The sequence below is a fragment of the Sphingobacterium athyrii genome (assembly GCF_003071065.1).
In the GTDB taxonomy this organism is placed as follows: Bacteria; Bacteroidota; Bacteroidia; order Sphingobacteriales; family Sphingobacteriaceae; genus Sphingobacterium; species Sphingobacterium athyrii.
In genome coordinates this window covers 92,341-107,439 of record NZ_QCXX01000002.1, presented here as the reverse complement: position 1 = coordinate 107,439, position 15,099 = coordinate 92,341, and the positions used below count along the sequence as shown (strand labels likewise).

Sequence of the window (15,099 nt, the reverse complement as noted above, 5' to 3'; positions counted from 1 at the left end):
ATTTTTATTTATGACCTGAACCATATCCACTATAACTACCTCCGCTACCATAAAAGGATCGACGATAATGCGATCTTGATCCTGTATAAGTATGGTCTTCCAAGGTGCTCGTCCGCATTGTAGTCTTACAATCTGTAGAGGAATTTACAAATAGGTTAACAGCAACAAAAAAGGCAAAAAAAGCAACTAAAGCTACACCCAGCCGATCAAATTTTAAGATATCGAAATAACCTAAACCTTCAGCCCGAGCAACAAAATCTTTATTTTTAATCGCCAGAATATTATGTCTAAAAATCCCCACAAGTATAACAATGCTCACCAAACAAAGAATCAAAAAGGTATAACTGGTACCTCCGTATGTTAATTTATAGTCCTCTGTGAGTTCAAAATTAACATCCATATCGGCGGCACCATTGGTTGAAGAGGTCACAAAAACCAGGTGATAGATCCCGGGTTGGATACGACAAAAATCGACAGTCAATCCACTGGCATAATTAACATCATTATTCTCGTGGACAGCTGTACCTGACTCAATAATCTCATTTGTCTTTTCATTGACCAATTTGATCATCAGCTGGATAGGATGGCTTTTAGATTCAGATATTCCCTCCAGGACCAGCTTCTTGGGTTTATCGCCTTTTAATTCGAAAGAGGCGCCAACAAATTCCGAGTTTGCCTTTTTTCCGGGGAATTTTTCATCAAACTTATACGTATCCTTACCGATCTGTCCCCAGTTTAAAATCCAGAATAGAGCTGCCAATAGCAAAACAGCAAAGACACCAATATTTCTCAGCTTCGTCCCTACAATCTCCTTTTGGGCAATATAGTCGTTATAGGTGTCAAAAATTTTATAATAGCTCTCATCCTCCAGGTAAATTCCCTGATAATACTGTACATCGTTATCAATAAATTCCTGAGAAATAAAACGATCCTCATTAACTGTTTGAATATAGGTAAGGGTCGTTGACATCGATTCCAGATCTTCAAATACAAAGCCCTCCGCATAGACAACAGTTTGCTCCTCGGTATACTCCAGATCATAGTGTCTATTACCAAACTTACAGGTGTTGCCTTTTGGTAAAAGCGTCACCTGCTCTCGATCAATGGTATGTAAGGCACAAGCATAGTCTACGCCATCGCTGAAATAAATATCGTCTTGATTCGCGTTTAACCCCACAAACTCATTTCCATATTCGCCGCTTTTTGTAAAGCGCTGTATCTTGGAGATAATATAATAACTATTTCTCTTGAATTGAACGGATTCACCTAACGTAGCCCATTGCATGGCTAAAGGGGCCGAAAATTCCTTCACATACGTTAAGGTTTCAACTGTCTTACCTTTAAAATAACTATGGCATTTTGCACAAACGAAACCTGAAAAGTCGGTTACCTCGATCTTAAATCGGTGTGCATGGCCACATTTTTTACATATTACGTCCATAAACTACCGATTAACCACAGTTTCGTTAATAACTATCGCATTAAAATAAGTTTTGAAGAGCTTACCCAAATGCAAAACTTTTTCACTGTTATCTTTTAGATAATTACAGAGATAAACATCTAATGTCAATTGTCCAAATTCCGGCCAGGTATGGATACAGATATGGGATTCCATTAAACAAATAGCAGCGGTAAATCCACCGCCCTCAAAAGAATGGGTGGAAATACCTACAATTTGCAAATTATGGACATTCATCTGCTTTTTGGTAAATTCCAAAAAAGCATCTATGGTTGTCAATAACGATACCTCCTCTACCTGCAATGTCATCAACAGGTGTTTTCCGGGAGTATACTTTTCGTTCATCAGAAATAACTGGATAAATTAAACGTTCCAAATATAAAAAGTTTTACCAGATTTTTATACTATGGGAATCAATCATTTCACTCAATGATTATTTAAGGGTTCTTCTTTCGCTACCCGGATACCGTCATCTATCAGCTTTTTCAAGTTGGGTCGTCTTGTAATAATATTTAGAAGCTTGCGTTCAGCACTTTCAGCTAAATCATAGGCATGATGTGCCCAGGCGATTTCGTAAAGCTCGACGAGCGCGAGCCAGTGATCTGTGGTGTCGGAATCCAGCTGACCAAAGATAGCCGTCCAATGCTCAGCATCAAAAGATCCCGAGCGGAGTGTTCCGATCTGTGCATGCAAGACAAGCAATTTTGAGTCTTCAATCTGCGTATACGATAAAACGGATGGCTTCTCCGTCTCTTCTTCAATAGACTCATAAGCATCTTTGTCGGCAGCCCCCGCAAATACTGAAATAATCTCGGTCCCTACAGCCATGTCGTAAACTCCCCATTCAGGTTTAAAATAAACTTCCCTCCGGTCATTTCGGTAGACTTCACAATCTTCAAACGAAATCAACACAACTTTACCCGCCTGACGTACAACCTTCAAAACAACGCCCTCAACTTCAACCCCTGAATAAAACCGTAAAGAACATCGCTTTCCTTGACTAATACCATAAGTGGTCAAATCTTCGTCTGAGAAATCCTCCAAATCTTTATTGCTATCTGCGAGAAGACCGACCGGAGAACCATAGCCCTCCCGATGATAATTTATCCCGTGTCCTTCTAATTGCTTCCCAGAACACGCCAATGCAGTGGGGCCTACTGTTTGTATATAGGAAATAGACTGATCTGCATTTGCCGCCTTAAAAACACCGGACACCTGCAATCCAGAACTATAAACAATCGTGCATACAGCCTGACAGTCAATCGCTTTTTCCAAACTTTGTTTTCCGCCAACCCGGAAGGCCATAGTATCTGCAAACTGATTCAGGACATCCATTAAATGTTCAAAATCGGGTGTTACAAACAACTGTGGCTGTGGCTTAGTGATATCATAGGTATATGCTACAGTATTTAAATCATAGGGAAGCTTAGGTACCGATTTCTGCATACAGCTGGCACTTTCACCAATGGAAGAGAGTAGCCCCGCACCATAAATCTTGGGATCTTCCAGACTACCGATCAGACCATACTCCACAGTCCACCAGTGCAATCTACTTAGCAAAGCCATTTCCGAAGGTTCGCCCATATTATCCTGGACAATCTTCAACCGGTTTTCAGCTTCCGCCAATTCGGTTTCGGTTGTGCCCGCATGCTCTTTTAAAATTGACAAATGACGAATAGCCTCATATAATTCGAAGTCCTTCCGGGACGACAATGCTTTTGTCCCGATTTCGCCAAAGTACTGTAAATAAACAGCATAGTCGGGCTCACCAATAATGGGCGCATGTCCAGAAGATTCATGAATGATATCCGGTGCTGGTGTATATTCGATATGCTCCAATTGTCGGATATCTGCGGCAATGACCAATACCCGATGCGCCTGAAATTCCATAAAAGCTGCCGGTGGTATAAATCCATCAACCGTTACAGCCCCCCAACCGATTAATTTCAAACTATCGTTCATTTGTTGCAGATCCGGTATGTGCGCAATGGAAAGCCCCGCTTTCTTCAATCCTGGTATGTATGGGTAATAAGCGACATCTTTTAAAAAGGAATAATTTTGGCGCATGACATAGCGCCACAAGGCTTGATCCAAAGCCGTATAACGTTCGTATTGCTGGGCGACTACATAGCGCTTTAAATGTTTGGGCAACTGCTCCAAAACAACATTATTATATGTTTCCATTTATAATCGGTATCAAAATAAAGTGTGAGACTTTGTATGAAGGTAGAAAATATTTATGGTTTCCGAAAGGGCAACTTTATATTCTCGTGCTTTTTTACAAAATATATCAAAGGTATGACTCATAAAACCTTCCTAAACAAATCTAAAAAAACTTCTTTTTCCTAATTTAATTCTAAAACCAGTCGTCAGGTCAATAGGCAGATCCGGATCCAGACATTTAGTCGAATCAATCTGAACTGCTCCTTCGGATATGAGTCTACGGACAGCGGACTTGCTCTGATCCTTTTTTAAAAAGTGACAAAGATCAACAAGCTTTGTAACAGGACCCAATTGTGTCTTGGCAAGTGGCAGTGATACCTCTACAAAACTTTTATCATCAAAAGACTTTCGCTGAAATTGTTTGGCAAAAAAATCCGCTGCGTCCATTGCCGCCTGCTGGTCGTGATATTGACATACAAGATTATGTGCAATAAGCTTTTTGACTTCCATCGGATTTTCGCCCATTTCCATGCGTGACTTTAGCATTTTCTTCTCCGCCGCAGTAAAGTCTGTTGTGAGATCAATATAATCCGGGATTAAGCTGTCGGGAATAGACATTGCTTTGCCGAACATTTCATTCGGCTCATCCAACAGACCAATGGTATTGTGCAGTGATTTGCTCATTTTCTCCTTACCGTCCAATCCTCTGAGCAGTGGCATACAGAGCACAACCTGAGGATCCATACCGAAAGATTCCTGAAGCTGTCGCCCCATTGTACAATTAAACAATTGGTCTGTCCCCCCAATCTCAATATCGCTTCTGATGTGCACCGAATCATAACCTTGTAGTATCGGGTAGATAAGTTCATGCATGGCAATAGGCTGATTTTCCGTAAAACGCTTGTGAAAATCATGTCGTTGCATAAGCTGCGCTACTGTCACTTTTGAAACAAGCTGAATAACCTCCGAAAAATCCAATTTATCTAACCAATCGCCATTAAAGACAACCTTTGTCTTTGACATATCGATAATTTTGGCTAACTGTGCGATATAGGTTGCAGCATTCTCAGCTATTTTTTCCTGATTCAACGGTTTACGCGCTTTATTTTTGCCAGTTGGATCTCCTATCCGCGCAGTAAAACTCCCAACCAAAACGATGATTTGATGGCCCAATTCCTGAAATTGCTTAAGCTTTTTCAACACGACAGCATGCCCCAGATGAAGATCCGGAGCAGTAGGATCAAAGCCCAGTTTAATAATCAGCGGACGCCCAGTTTCTTTAGATTGTTGCAATTTGGACCTCAGCCCACCCTTTGGCAACATAATTTCAATGTTTTCTTCTAAATCTGTTAACATAATGCTATAAAAACAAAAAAGCCCGAACGTTATGTTCGGGCTTAGCTATATAAATAATTAAATTTTCTAAATTTTAATAGGCATAAGGTTCCCGAACTACTATCGGGAGATAATAATTAAAGAAAAATGGAAGACGTAATATGTTGTTCATTTTCTTCATTGCCTAGGCAAAGGTAATGCTATAATTTTAAAATTCAAAAAAGGCGGTATAATACGTGGTCAGCTTCTACCGAAGGCCGGGTTTTGCTTCCTACTGATCAAAAACGCTATTATACATTACTCCCGTCTGTCTTTTTCAAATTGCTGCCTTCACTTTTCTCCAGCAATTTACCCTCGGCATTATATACATATCTTTCAACTCGGCCATTTCGTTTTTTCTCAACAATTTTCTTCAATAATAATTGGTTCTTAAAATATTCCCTATAACTCGAACCATTGAATTTGTACAGTCTCTCGACAAGGTTATTATGCTGATATAAGTCGGTGTAATTGACTTTATCTTTTTTATAGGTATGTTTAAGTAGTTGGCCGTCCCTGTTGAACGACTTCGATTCGACGACCTGACCGACACAATCCAACTTCGCTTTATAAAGCAACTTGTTATCCAGGCCATACTCCGATTTACTGTGGTCAAACTCGTTTTCAACGATATAGTAGCTGTCAAAAAAAGTCTTTAATACTTTCTTCTTTCCTATATTAGGTTGATAAATCACTATCTTTTCCTGGCTGATTTTACCGTTTCGAAAATCGCGCTGTACACTTGAAGTATCCGTAATCGTATACTGAAAATCCATTACTGCATCCGCTTTCACCTCCATTTGCTGCATCACACCGTGCCTGACCTGGACCAAAGCACGCTTTCCTTCCTTTTCAATCTTAAAATTTCCATCCACTAAACCGTCTTTGTTGACCGCAATAAAGGCATTAGACGGGCCCATAAATTGATTTTGCTGCACAATATATTTTCCTTGCTTCAATTTAGTGACTTGTCCTTTTTCAACGATGTTAATAGTATCTTTTGGAGATTCTGATAAATGTAACTGATACCTGTCTTTATCCAAACGAACATACTCCTGAGCTACGACTATTTGTCCCAACAAAGCAATACATGGGAACAAGAAGAATTTCAATTTCGACATATTGTAATAAGTTTGTTGCAAAACATATAGTACAATTATTACACCAAAAACTGCAAGTCCAGATGAAACTAAATTTAAACAGGGAATATAAAGCGCTAAAACAACAGCATACAGAAAAAAAAAGGAGAAATATCCCTAAGATAGATCTCCTTATATTTTATTCAGGAACTGATCTTATTAGACCGACTCAAGGTATTGAGCATAACAGTACCCTTCTTCATTATCGTTGGTCCTCACTAACCACCATTGGTCGTTTGCTTTGCTAATCAATGTGATAATTTCGCCCTTCGCTGCTTTTCCTACAATAGGCTGGTCAGTTCCGGGGCCTTTTCGAATATTTAAGTTGCTATTCTCTGTAATTACCTTCACCTGGCTTCCGGGCACCTCTGTAGCCACATCAACATTTAAGACGACATCACCTGTCTGAAAGTTTGGATCTATATTTCCATAAATTTCCCACAGTTTATTTTTCACATCAGCGGTAGGCGCAGTACCCCTAATCTGAAGCACACCATCCATTTCAGCATAATTCAGATCATTAACACCTGAAGATTGCGCAGTATCCAAAAGAACTTTATATTTTTCTTGTAATGACATAATTTTTGCTATTTTATTTTTTTACAACAATACCACTCAAATCCACTTTTTTTGGATTTAGATTATCCAAACCTTGTTTCAATGTAACAATCTTTGCCTGTTCCAACGTTCCTGTTACCGAAATAACCCCATCTTTAACACTCGCCTGAACGGATGGAAAATCTTTCATAAACGTATTTACGGCTGCGCCAAGTGTAGCATCATTATTCGATACTGTAATCGGTGCCGGTGTTGCTGCAACAGGTGCACTCACAACGATATCATTTTGAATAGATTTGACATCCTTATCCCCTGCTGTTTTTGCGATCGATTCAATCTGTTGTTTTTCTTCCTCTGACGCTACAGTGCCGCTAAGGATTACCTTTCCTTTTTCGACCTCAACATCAACAGTTTTACGTCCCGTAAGTGCATTTTCTATCTTTTCCTCTAGTTTATCATCCGATAATCCTGATTTACATGCAGAAAAAGAAAGTGCTGCAGATGTTGCCAAAAGGCAAAATGTTAATTTGCAAAATTTCATATGCTCAATATTAATTTATAATTTCCAACAATATCCTTAACAAACTGATCGATCAATTGTTTGTCAGATAATTTTTAAACAGCAAATCACTTGTTGGATCCTAATTATATCATTAATTTTAATAGCAAAGATGTAACAGTTTTTACATACAATATAGGGATTCAATCGAATAAATAGGAATTATGGGATTTTTGAACAATATTTTTGGTAAGAAAGAAAATAAAAAAGATAGTATACAGGATTTCTGGAATTGGTTTACAAAAAACGAGCAGGCTTTTTTCCAAACAGTAAAAAATAGTGATGATATCGATCAGAATTTTTTCAGCAAACTTTCTCCAAGAATTGACGCACTCCGAAAAGAGCTCTATTTTTTAACAGGAATGTATAACGATAATACAGCTGAACTTGTCATTACTCCTGATGGCGTTGTAAAAAATATCGCATTCGTTGAGGCCCTAGTTGATGCAGCGCCTCCCCTTCCAAACTGGAAATTCACGGCTTTAAAACCGGCAATCGAGGATATGGAGAAATTCAAAATAACAATGTATGGATTTTCCTTTGATATTAACACGATGTATTTTTACCCCATCGAGCATAGATACCGTCCCGATGATGTCGATATAATTATTGTCCACCCCGATTATACGGAAGAAAACAAAGCTAACATCGCTCATGGCGTTGAAATCTTCTTGGATAATTATATCGGCGAGCTAAATTCGATCATCACCATTGACAACTTAAATGTCACGTCAAGCCAACAAGCAACTGGAGAGCTCATCCCGCTGAACAAGTTAAAAGACTATTTAATATGGCGGGAAAAAGAATTTATTGAAAAATATACAGATATAAGACACGAAATCGAAAATGATTCCTACGCTGCTTTTGAGGGTGTAATGGAAAATGACCTACCTATTTTAGCCATAATAAACACAACACTATTAGACTGGGACGGAAAGGCCTCACACCCCTGGATCGTAACATTACGGATCAATTATGACGGAACTGCCACAAACGGTATGCCTGACCAGAAAACATACGACTTAATGGATAAATTTGAGGATGAACTCATGGCTAGTCTTCCACATGATATTGGCTACCTCAATATTGGCCGGGAAACTGCGGACAATTTAAGGGAAGTTTATCTCGCTTGCACGGAATTTAGAAAATCCTCCCAAACGATAGATCAGCTAATAACACAGTATCAAAATCAGCTCCAGATAGACTATACAATCTATAAAGATAAATATTGGAAATCTTTTGAGCGATTTAACAGAACAGTGGAATAACGATATAAACCGCAAAAAATAGATAGGCATCCCTTTATAAACAAGAAATTATTTCTAATAAATGAATAAACTTATTGCGTTCATGATCATAATCGGGATCGGTTTAATCGCTTTCAAAATATCCCGAACTAATAACTGGTCCTTTGCAGAGCGCACTGAAAACACGACCTTATCAGACCAGGAGCGGTATAATAAAGCCTTCAATCGGGTCAAAAGCCTGGTTGAAAATAAAAAAAAATACAATGAAGAGATTGCTTTTCTTCTCGATATGAGAAGACCCTCAGGCAGGAATCGTTTTTTTGTTGTCGACCTTCAAAACAACCGGATACTGGATCAGGGTTTAGTGGCTCATGGCTCTGGCTCGGAAACCGGAAAAGCTGGTCAACTTCATTTCAGTAATACGGAAAACTCTTATGCTACTTCATTAGGCATGTACTCGATCGGCCCATCTTACAATGGCCACTTCGGAAAGGCTTATAAGTTGTATGGACTTGAAGATTCCAATAGCAATGCCTATAGCAGAAACATTGTTTTGCATAAATACAATAGCATGCCCTATGATGAACAGGTTGCTTCCATATGTTTGAGCCAGGGCTGCCCGATGGTAAATGTAAAATTCTACGAAAGATTGCAGGCTGTTATTGACCCTTCTCCAAAACAGATCATCTTGACTATTTATTATTGATCTTTTTTCAACTTCAATGTTCCGACCAGATGCAATAAAGCTTGATAAGGACTTTCCGATGTGATCAATGATTTTAACCAGGCAATAAATCCCAGCACAAATAAATCTTGATTTTCGTTATCTTGAGCCATGCTGTCAATGGCGGCGATAAAGGTTTTATTTTTCACCATCGCCGGGTTTTGGAGATACTTTTCAACCAGTCTTAAAAAATGGACAACGCGACCTTCCCGAACCGTCTCCAAGTATCTTCTATACCGACGCTTAAAGCTTTTCATACGCGAAACTGCAAGGTCAATATCCCCAAATTGAATATGGATCAATATCTCCAACAAACTCTTGCGGATCGTCCAGAGCATACCCATTTTCTTCTCATACCAAGCATCCGTCCTAATCATTTTCCTTAATTCTGTCAATGCTAGTTTATCTTGAAATTGCGTCAAAAACATAACTAGACATAATTGTAAGTCGGCAAGATCAGCTTCATTGGACTTCAATGTTGATTGCTGGATCCCAAGTCTTAAAATAGCAAGGGCCTGTACTCCTTCGCCCATATAATGGTAGTTTAAGGCCTTTAGTAAATAATAACGCAAATGAAATTGAGCACGAAGCACTGTCCCCGGAGGACAGCCTGCAATCAACTGTTCTAAATAGGTTAGACTTTCATCAAATAGCTTATTCCGTAAATTGAAATTTGCAAGGTAATAAAGGATATGCAGGTAGTAAAACGAGTGATGCACTGAATTTACCTTTTGCCTTGTTATAAATTCGTCACTTGTTTTCAAAAATGACCGAACCAACGCATAATTCTGATGGATCATTGCATACTCGTTAGCGATAAACAAAAGCTGATAAAGCGACTTAAAAGACAATAATTCATGTAATGAAATATCATATTTACCGATTGTATCAAGCACTAATTTATTCAGATCTACAATCTTCCCCTTTAAATGAATATCCTGCAATTCGACCCTGAGAATTGCATAAGCAATTTGAAACTTTGCTTCCTGCTGCATTTTATGCTGGTTTACTCTAAAACGATCCACCAATAGTTCTAATTCAGGATGAGATTCCAGATAGGCATATTGCAACCTAACTTGTAGGATTTCATTGAGCAGACTAAACTGCTCCAGAAGTAAAGCTTTATGCTCAGCCCGTTGTAAGCATTTAAAGCCCGGTTTTATCAGGTGATTTTCCAGTAGGAAACGGCCAACGATCAGCAATCTCAGCGCTTCATGTGCCTCACTATTATCGCGTTCAAAAGTCTTGTTTGAAATAAAAAATAAAAGACTATCATGTAATCTTTTCCTTAGTGCATGATAAGCATCTTTATTTTTTGAAGAACCATAAAGTTTTTTTAATCTATTTATATCATCAGTTTCTAAAATTTCAAACAACCTGATATTCTTGACATCGTTTCGTTTGTTTTTCTTTTTTAAAAACCCCTTAAACTCTTTAATATCTTCATTATTTAATATACCAATAAGTTCTGCAATTGAATCCATAACTTCAAATTTACATCAAAATCAAATCTAATAAATAAAAAAATATCATCAGTATTTTAAATAACTTGATTTTCTATTAGCTCAGATCCTTCTGATATTTGAATCAACAAATAAAAAAAAAACAACAATAAAAAATAAAAATTATGGAACCGCTAAAAAACATGATTGAAGAAAAAATTTCGAAAAAGGATTCAAACACAAGAAATCCTTTCAAACCAACAGGAGCGTTCATTGGCGCATCGTGGACCGCATTGCTGGTTGGAACTATTGGTTACTGCATCGGGCTATGGAATGCCTCAATGGCATTAAATGAAAAAGGATATTATTTTACCATCCTATTGTTTGCCTTATTTGCAGTTATCTCTGTTCAGAAAAGTGTCAGAGATAAAACCGAAGGGCTTGCAGTAACTGAACTTTATTACGGCTTAAGTTGGTTTGCAACCATTGCCGCCGTAGTCTTACTTGTGGTAGGATTATGGAACGCAGATTTGCTGCTGAGCGAAAAAGGGTTTTACGCCATGTCTTTTTCATTAAGTATATTCTCGGCGATTGCCGTTCAGAAAAACACACGGGACGCTAAGCTTATTGACGATAATGAAATAAAACTTTAGCGGTTTGCCTGTCCTGCGGCCGCTGCTTGGCACGCCGCAGGATTTATTGTAGATCACTAAAGAAAACAGAAAAAGGTCATATCAAAAAGCGATTTTTTCAAAAAGAAGCAATGAGATATGGCCTTTTTCTTTGGTTATTCTTTGCTTATTCTTTGCTTATTTATTACTATTTCTCTGCTTATTTATCGCTTATTCTTTGGTGATCCTTTGGTTATCCTTTGGTGATTCTTTGGTGATTCTTTGGTTATTATAGGCCGTTTCTTCGTACTTTCTAGGGACCTGACTCGCTTCTGCTTTACTTCTGCTTCTCTATTTCTTTGCTATTTCTCTGGTATTTGGTTGTTGTTTCGTTGCCTTTTCGTTGCTGTATTGACCATGAAAAAGTAATGAAAGAGTAAGTAAACGGCAATAAATGTGCTATGTTACCCCAAGCTTGGTCGTAAAAAAGACCAACCAAAAGGCCTCTGAATGGAAAAACCGCTCTATTTTGAAAATAGATTTAAAGATTGATAGGGTTGCGCTATTTAGGCTACAGGGAGAAAAAATGAAAATGTGCTTCCAGCACCATATTCGCTTTCCACGCTAATATTCCCGCCCATACTTTCAATAAATTCTTTGCTAATACTCAACCCTAAGCCTGTACCTTCTTTGTTTGTCCCTGGAACACGAAAATATCGTTCAAAAATTTTGGCAAGGTATTGTGGCGCGATTCCCTGCCCTGCATCCTGTACACTTATAAACACTCCTGACTCGTGCTTGCTGACTAGAATAGAAACTGAAGTCCGTTCATTGGAATACCGGATTGCATTAGACAGTAAATTCGTCAATACCCAGGCCGCTTTTTCACTATCTGCCATGACTAACGGCAAATCTTCCGCTACATGAACATCAACATGAATTCCTCGCTGCTCAGCCATCGACTTATTGGCCAATACAGCATATTCTACTATTGGTGCTACATCAACTGGAATCAGTTTCATCTGAATTGCACCACTTTCGACCTGAGCCGTATTCAACAGCTCACCAGTGATACGTAACAAACGATCTGTATCGTCGGCAATGCTAACAAGCAATTCTTTCTGTTCGTCATTCAACGCACCGATCTGCTTATTTTCTAACAACTGGACTCCCATTCGTATGGAAGCAATCGGTGTTTTCAACTCATGAGAAACTGTTCCGATAAAATTTGTTTTGGCGACATCAAGCTCCTTAAATGTGGTTATATTCTTTAATAAGATAAACTGTCCTATATATTGAAAATCACTTTCTCCTGTTGGAATAATGTTAATAGGGATAATCTCTTCCTCAAAATAACTCTCCCTACCATTGACAAACACCTTAATCGGGTCTGCATTCGTTTTCTCTCGGTGCTCATGCGACAGCTTACCTGTTAAACAATTTACCAAATCGTTAGACAGAGCAATGTCCTGCAATTTTCTTCCCTCAAAATCATTCAATTTTACCCCAGTTATCAGACAGGCTTGTTCATTCGCAAAAAGTACTTTCCCCTCTTCGTCAACGCCGATAACCGCATCATGCATATTCGCTATTAATGCTTCAATCCGCTTTTTGTGAGCCAATATTTTCCCCAGCTTACTTTCGGAATATTCTTCAAGCTTTTGAGCCATGGTGTTAAAGGACTGGGCCACGAGACCAAATTCATCATTTCGCTCAAAACGCAAGCGTCGTCGATAATTTCCATTGGCGATCTGCTGTATGCTCTCCGTTAATTGGGCAATTGGGTTTGCGATTGTCGCAGGAAGATTAATAAGCAGCACAAAAGCAATCATAAAACAAATCGTTCCTGCTACCGATATGGCTAGAATTGCTTTTTCTGCCGTGTCATCTGCTATTTTACTTTTGTGCTCAATCGCTTCCATATTCAGATACATCAATTGAGATATATCTTTCCTGAGATCAGCGATTAAAACAAGATTTGATGGCTGCCGTTGGAGTGCTGAAAAATGTAAACTCACACGTGCGGTAGCTTCTTTTTCTCCATTTTCGGTCATATTTTGCTGTTGCAATTTTAAGTTCTGTGCAAAAAGCTCCAGCCCGCTCAAGTCGGCATGAAGTTGCTCCAAGGCAAGCAGCATATTCCTTGAATACTGTAGTGTATTGTAGTTTGCAACTAAAATATTATTGGTATCCTGTTTTAAACGACTGATTTTCCAGCCACTTAAAACGGCCAAAAACAGGATCATGGAAAATAAAAAACCTACACCGAAAGTCAGCTTTGCCTTAAGTTTCATTGTATTTTATATTCCTCAATTTTTCGATACAAGGTGGCTACACCGATCTCCAACAAGCGCGCTGCTTCTGCTTTATTTCCATTTGTGTGCTGCAATACGCGCTGAATATGCTGGCGTTCTACAGTTGTCATGGAAAAACTGGAGGATAACACATCGTTGGCTTTCGAACTATTCACTCCAAAAGGAAGACTGTCGACATCCAGCCGTCCATCTTCGCTTAATATGACACTGCGTTCAATTACATTTTTTAGTTCACGGATATTTCCCCGCCACACATTTCGTTCGAGAGCAGCGACAAATTCGGCTGTCATTTGTAAAGGTTTGATATTCGATTTTAGGGCGAAAATATCGGCATAATATTGGGCCAATAACCGAATATCCTGAACACGTTGGCGCAAAGGCGGTAGCTGTATCGTAAAGACCGATAGTCTATAAAATAAATCGCTTCTAAAATGCTCGGCATCAATTTCAGCTTCAAGATCCCTATTGGTTGCGGCAATAATACGGACATCCACTTTTGTTGGCCTGGAATCACCTACTTTTAAAAATTCCCCTGTCTCTAGTACACGTAGGATTTTGGCCTGAAGTTCGATCGCCATCTCCCCGATCTCATCCAAAAAAATGGTCCCCAAATGCGCTTCTTCAAAGAGACCTCGCTGGTCTTTTGTTGCGCCCGTAAATGCACCTGATTTATGTCCGAACAATTCATTTTCCAACAGATCCTTCGTGAAAGCCGCACAATTTATTCCGACAAAACTACGTTCCTTTCGCGGACTAGCTTGATGGATCGCTTGTGCGAACACCTCTTTACCTGTCCCCGTTTCCCCGGTTAAAAGCACAGTCGTATTCGTAACAGAAACTTTTTGAGCCAAAGCGATTGCAGACTTTATGGCAGCAGAGCTTCCTATAATTTTATCAAATGAGAGTCTAGCACCCAACTGCTTTTCCAATTGTCTCACCCTTCGGGCGAGCGCAACCTTCTCACAGGCTTTATAGAGCAAAGGAATAATCCTGTTGTTGTCATCACCTTTGGTTATATATTCAAATGCACCATTTTTTATTGCCTTAACTCCATCTGGAATATTACCATAGGCAGTCAATAGTATAATTTCAACAATAGGATAACGTTCCTTGATCAGTTTTGCGGTTTCCACGCCATTGCCATCGGGCAACTTAACATCACACAATACAACATCGATATCGAAAACATCAAGCTTTTTCAAGCCAGATTTAATATCAGCGGCCTCGATTACCTCGAACCCCTCCAAAGTGATAATCTTAGCGAGCAGTTTACGAAGTTTCTCCTCGTCATCTATAAGAAGTATTTTATTTACCATGTTTTTTTTCAAAATTACGATTTGTTCCACGCAAACAGCAATAATATACACTCAAAATTCAACCTATTACCCTATATTTTTGTAGCCAAGTATTAAGGAATTTGACTATAGATCAAAAACAAACTTTTGAGATCAAAAATAAAGCTGTATATTTGCAGTACCACAACTAAATAAAACTGTATGTAAGATTAA

Annotated in this window: 13 protein-coding genes; 3 read left to right on the top strand and 10 right to left on the bottom strand. The window is 38.8% G+C overall.

Annotated elements, in window-relative coordinates; genetic code table 11:
• Nucleotides 1-4: 4 nt before the first annotated feature.
• The 7 genes from DCO56_RS06950 to DCO56_RS06920 form a co-directional block, all read right to left on the bottom strand.
• On the bottom strand, nt 5-1,441 hold the full coding sequence (locus tag DCO56_RS06950; RefSeq protein ID WP_108633047.1) for a hypothetical protein: 1,437 nt from the start codon (nt 1,439-1,441) through the stop codon (nt 5-7).
• Nucleotides 1,442-1,444: 3 nt separating this feature from the next.
• On the bottom strand, nt 1,445-1,804 hold the full coding sequence (locus DCO56_RS06945; protein WP_108633046.1) for an S-adenosylmethionine decarboxylase family protein: 360 nt from the start codon (nt 1,802-1,804) through the stop codon (nt 1,445-1,447).
• Between the two features lie 81 nt (nt 1,805-1,885).
• Nucleotides 1,886-3,643 (bottom strand): aromatic amino acid hydroxylase, encoded by a 1,758-nt coding sequence (locus tag DCO56_RS06940; RefSeq protein WP_108633045.1) that lies wholly within the window; start codon nt 3,641-3,643, stop codon nt 1,886-1,888.
• Between the two features lie 132 nt (nt 3,644-3,775).
• Nucleotides 3,776-4,978, bottom strand: coding sequence for a tyrosine--tRNA ligase (tyrS, locus tag DCO56_RS06935; RefSeq protein WP_108633044.1), 1,203 nt, complete (start codon nt 4,976-4,978; stop codon nt 3,776-3,778).
• A gap of 269 nt (nt 4,979-5,247) precedes the next feature.
• Entirely contained in the window at nt 5,248-6,117 is an 870-nt protein-coding gene (locus tag DCO56_RS06930; protein WP_108633043.1) for a hypothetical protein, read from the bottom strand.
• Between the two features lie 177 nt (nt 6,118-6,294).
• Complete coding sequence (locus DCO56_RS06925; protein WP_108633042.1) at nt 6,295-6,714, bottom strand: SH3 domain-containing protein; 420 nt, start codon at nt 6,712-6,714, stop codon at nt 6,295-6,297.
• 13 nt (nt 6,715-6,727) lie between these two features.
• Nucleotides 6,728-7,204, bottom strand: a complete 477-nt coding sequence (locus DCO56_RS06920) for a BON domain-containing protein (RefSeq protein ID WP_241254786.1) — start codon at nt 7,202-7,204, stop codon at nt 6,728-6,730.
• 212 nt (nt 7,205-7,416) lie between these two features.
• Here DCO56_RS06920 and DCO56_RS06915 point away from each other — a divergent pair, with 212 nt between their 5' ends.
• Together DCO56_RS06915 and DCO56_RS06910 are read left to right on the top strand one after the other, a co-directional pair.
• Nucleotides 7,417-8,520, top strand: a complete 1,104-nt coding sequence (locus DCO56_RS06915; RefSeq protein WP_108633040.1) for a DUF695 domain-containing protein — start codon at nt 7,417-7,419, stop codon at nt 8,518-8,520.
• A 61-nt stretch (nt 8,521-8,581) separates the two neighbouring features.
• Nucleotides 8,582-9,205 carry a murein L,D-transpeptidase catalytic domain-containing protein gene (locus DCO56_RS06910; RefSeq protein ID WP_108633039.1) on the top strand — a complete coding sequence of 208 codons (624 nt, stop codon included), beginning with the start codon at nt 8,582-8,584 and terminating at the stop codon, nt 9,203-9,205.
• Here DCO56_RS06910 and DCO56_RS06905 read toward each other — a convergent pair.
• Nucleotides 9,199-10,707 (bottom strand): hypothetical protein, encoded by a 1,509-nt coding sequence (locus DCO56_RS06905; RefSeq protein WP_108633038.1) that lies wholly within the window; start codon nt 10,705-10,707, stop codon nt 9,199-9,201. The genes DCO56_RS06910 and DCO56_RS06905 overlap by 7 nt on opposite strands.
• A 143-nt stretch (nt 10,708-10,850) precedes the next feature.
• On the opposite strand from DCO56_RS06905, the gene yiaA reads away from it, so the two are divergent.
• Nucleotides 10,851-11,318, top strand: coding sequence for an inner membrane protein YiaA (gene yiaA, locus DCO56_RS06900; RefSeq protein ID WP_108633037.1), 468 nt, complete (start codon nt 10,851-10,853; stop codon nt 11,316-11,318).
• 524 nt (nt 11,319-11,842) lie between these two features.
• Here the strand turns inward: yiaA and DCO56_RS06895 are convergent.
• Together DCO56_RS06895 and DCO56_RS06890 are read right to left on the bottom strand one after the other, a co-directional pair.
• Nucleotides 11,843-13,570 (bottom strand): sensor histidine kinase, encoded by a 1,728-nt coding sequence (locus DCO56_RS06895; protein WP_108633036.1) that lies wholly within the window; start codon nt 13,568-13,570, stop codon nt 11,843-11,845.
• Nucleotides 13,567-14,907 carry a sigma-54-dependent transcriptional regulator gene (locus DCO56_RS06890; protein WP_108633690.1) on the bottom strand — a complete coding sequence of 447 codons (1,341 nt, stop codon included), beginning with the start codon at nt 14,905-14,907 and terminating at the stop codon, nt 13,567-13,569. The genes DCO56_RS06895 and DCO56_RS06890 overlap by 4 nt, the downstream gene beginning before the upstream one ends.
• Nucleotides 14,908-15,099 lie beyond the last annotated feature (192 nt).

Bases quoted from the DNA above. Each gene is read 5' to 3' on its own strand.
- DCO56_RS06950 (WP_108633047.1), bottom strand. From the start codon at position 1,441: ATGGACGTAATATGTAAAAAATGTGGCCATGCACACCGATTTAAGATC.
- DCO56_RS06945 (WP_108633046.1), bottom strand. From the start codon at position 1,804: ATGAACGAAAAGTATACTCCCGGAAAACACCTGTTGATGACATTGCAG.
- DCO56_RS06940 (WP_108633045.1), bottom strand. From the start codon at position 3,643: ATGGAAACATATAATAATGTTGTTTTGGAGCAGTTGCCCAAACATTTA.
- tyrS (WP_108633044.1), bottom strand. From the start codon at position 4,978: ATGTTAACAGATTTAGAAGAAAACATTGAAATTATGTTGCCAAAGGGT.
- DCO56_RS06930 (WP_108633043.1), bottom strand. From the start codon at position 6,117: ATGTCGAAATTGAAATTCTTCTTGTTCCCATGTATTGCTTTGTTGGGA.
- DCO56_RS06925 (WP_108633042.1), bottom strand. From the start codon at position 6,714: ATGTCATTACAAGAAAAATATAAAGTTCTTTTGGATACTGCGCAATCT.
- DCO56_RS06915 (WP_108633040.1), top strand. From the start codon at position 7,417: ATGGGATTTTTGAACAATATTTTTGGTAAGAAAGAAAATAAAAAAGAT.
- DCO56_RS06910 (WP_108633039.1), top strand. From the start codon at position 8,582: ATGAATAAACTTATTGCGTTCATGATCATAATCGGGATCGGTTTAATC.
- DCO56_RS06905 (WP_108633038.1), bottom strand. From the start codon at position 10,707: ATGGATTCAATTGCAGAACTTATTGGTATATTAAATAATGAAGATATT.
- yiaA (WP_108633037.1), top strand. From the start codon at position 10,851: ATGGAACCGCTAAAAAACATGATTGAAGAAAAAATTTCGAAAAAGGAT.
- DCO56_RS06895 (WP_108633036.1), bottom strand. From the start codon at position 13,570: ATGAAACTTAAGGCAAAGCTGACTTTCGGTGTAGGTTTTTTATTTTCC.
- DCO56_RS06890 (WP_108633690.1), bottom strand. From the start codon at position 14,907: ATGGTAAATAAAATACTTCTTATAGATGACGAGGAGAAACTTCGTAAA.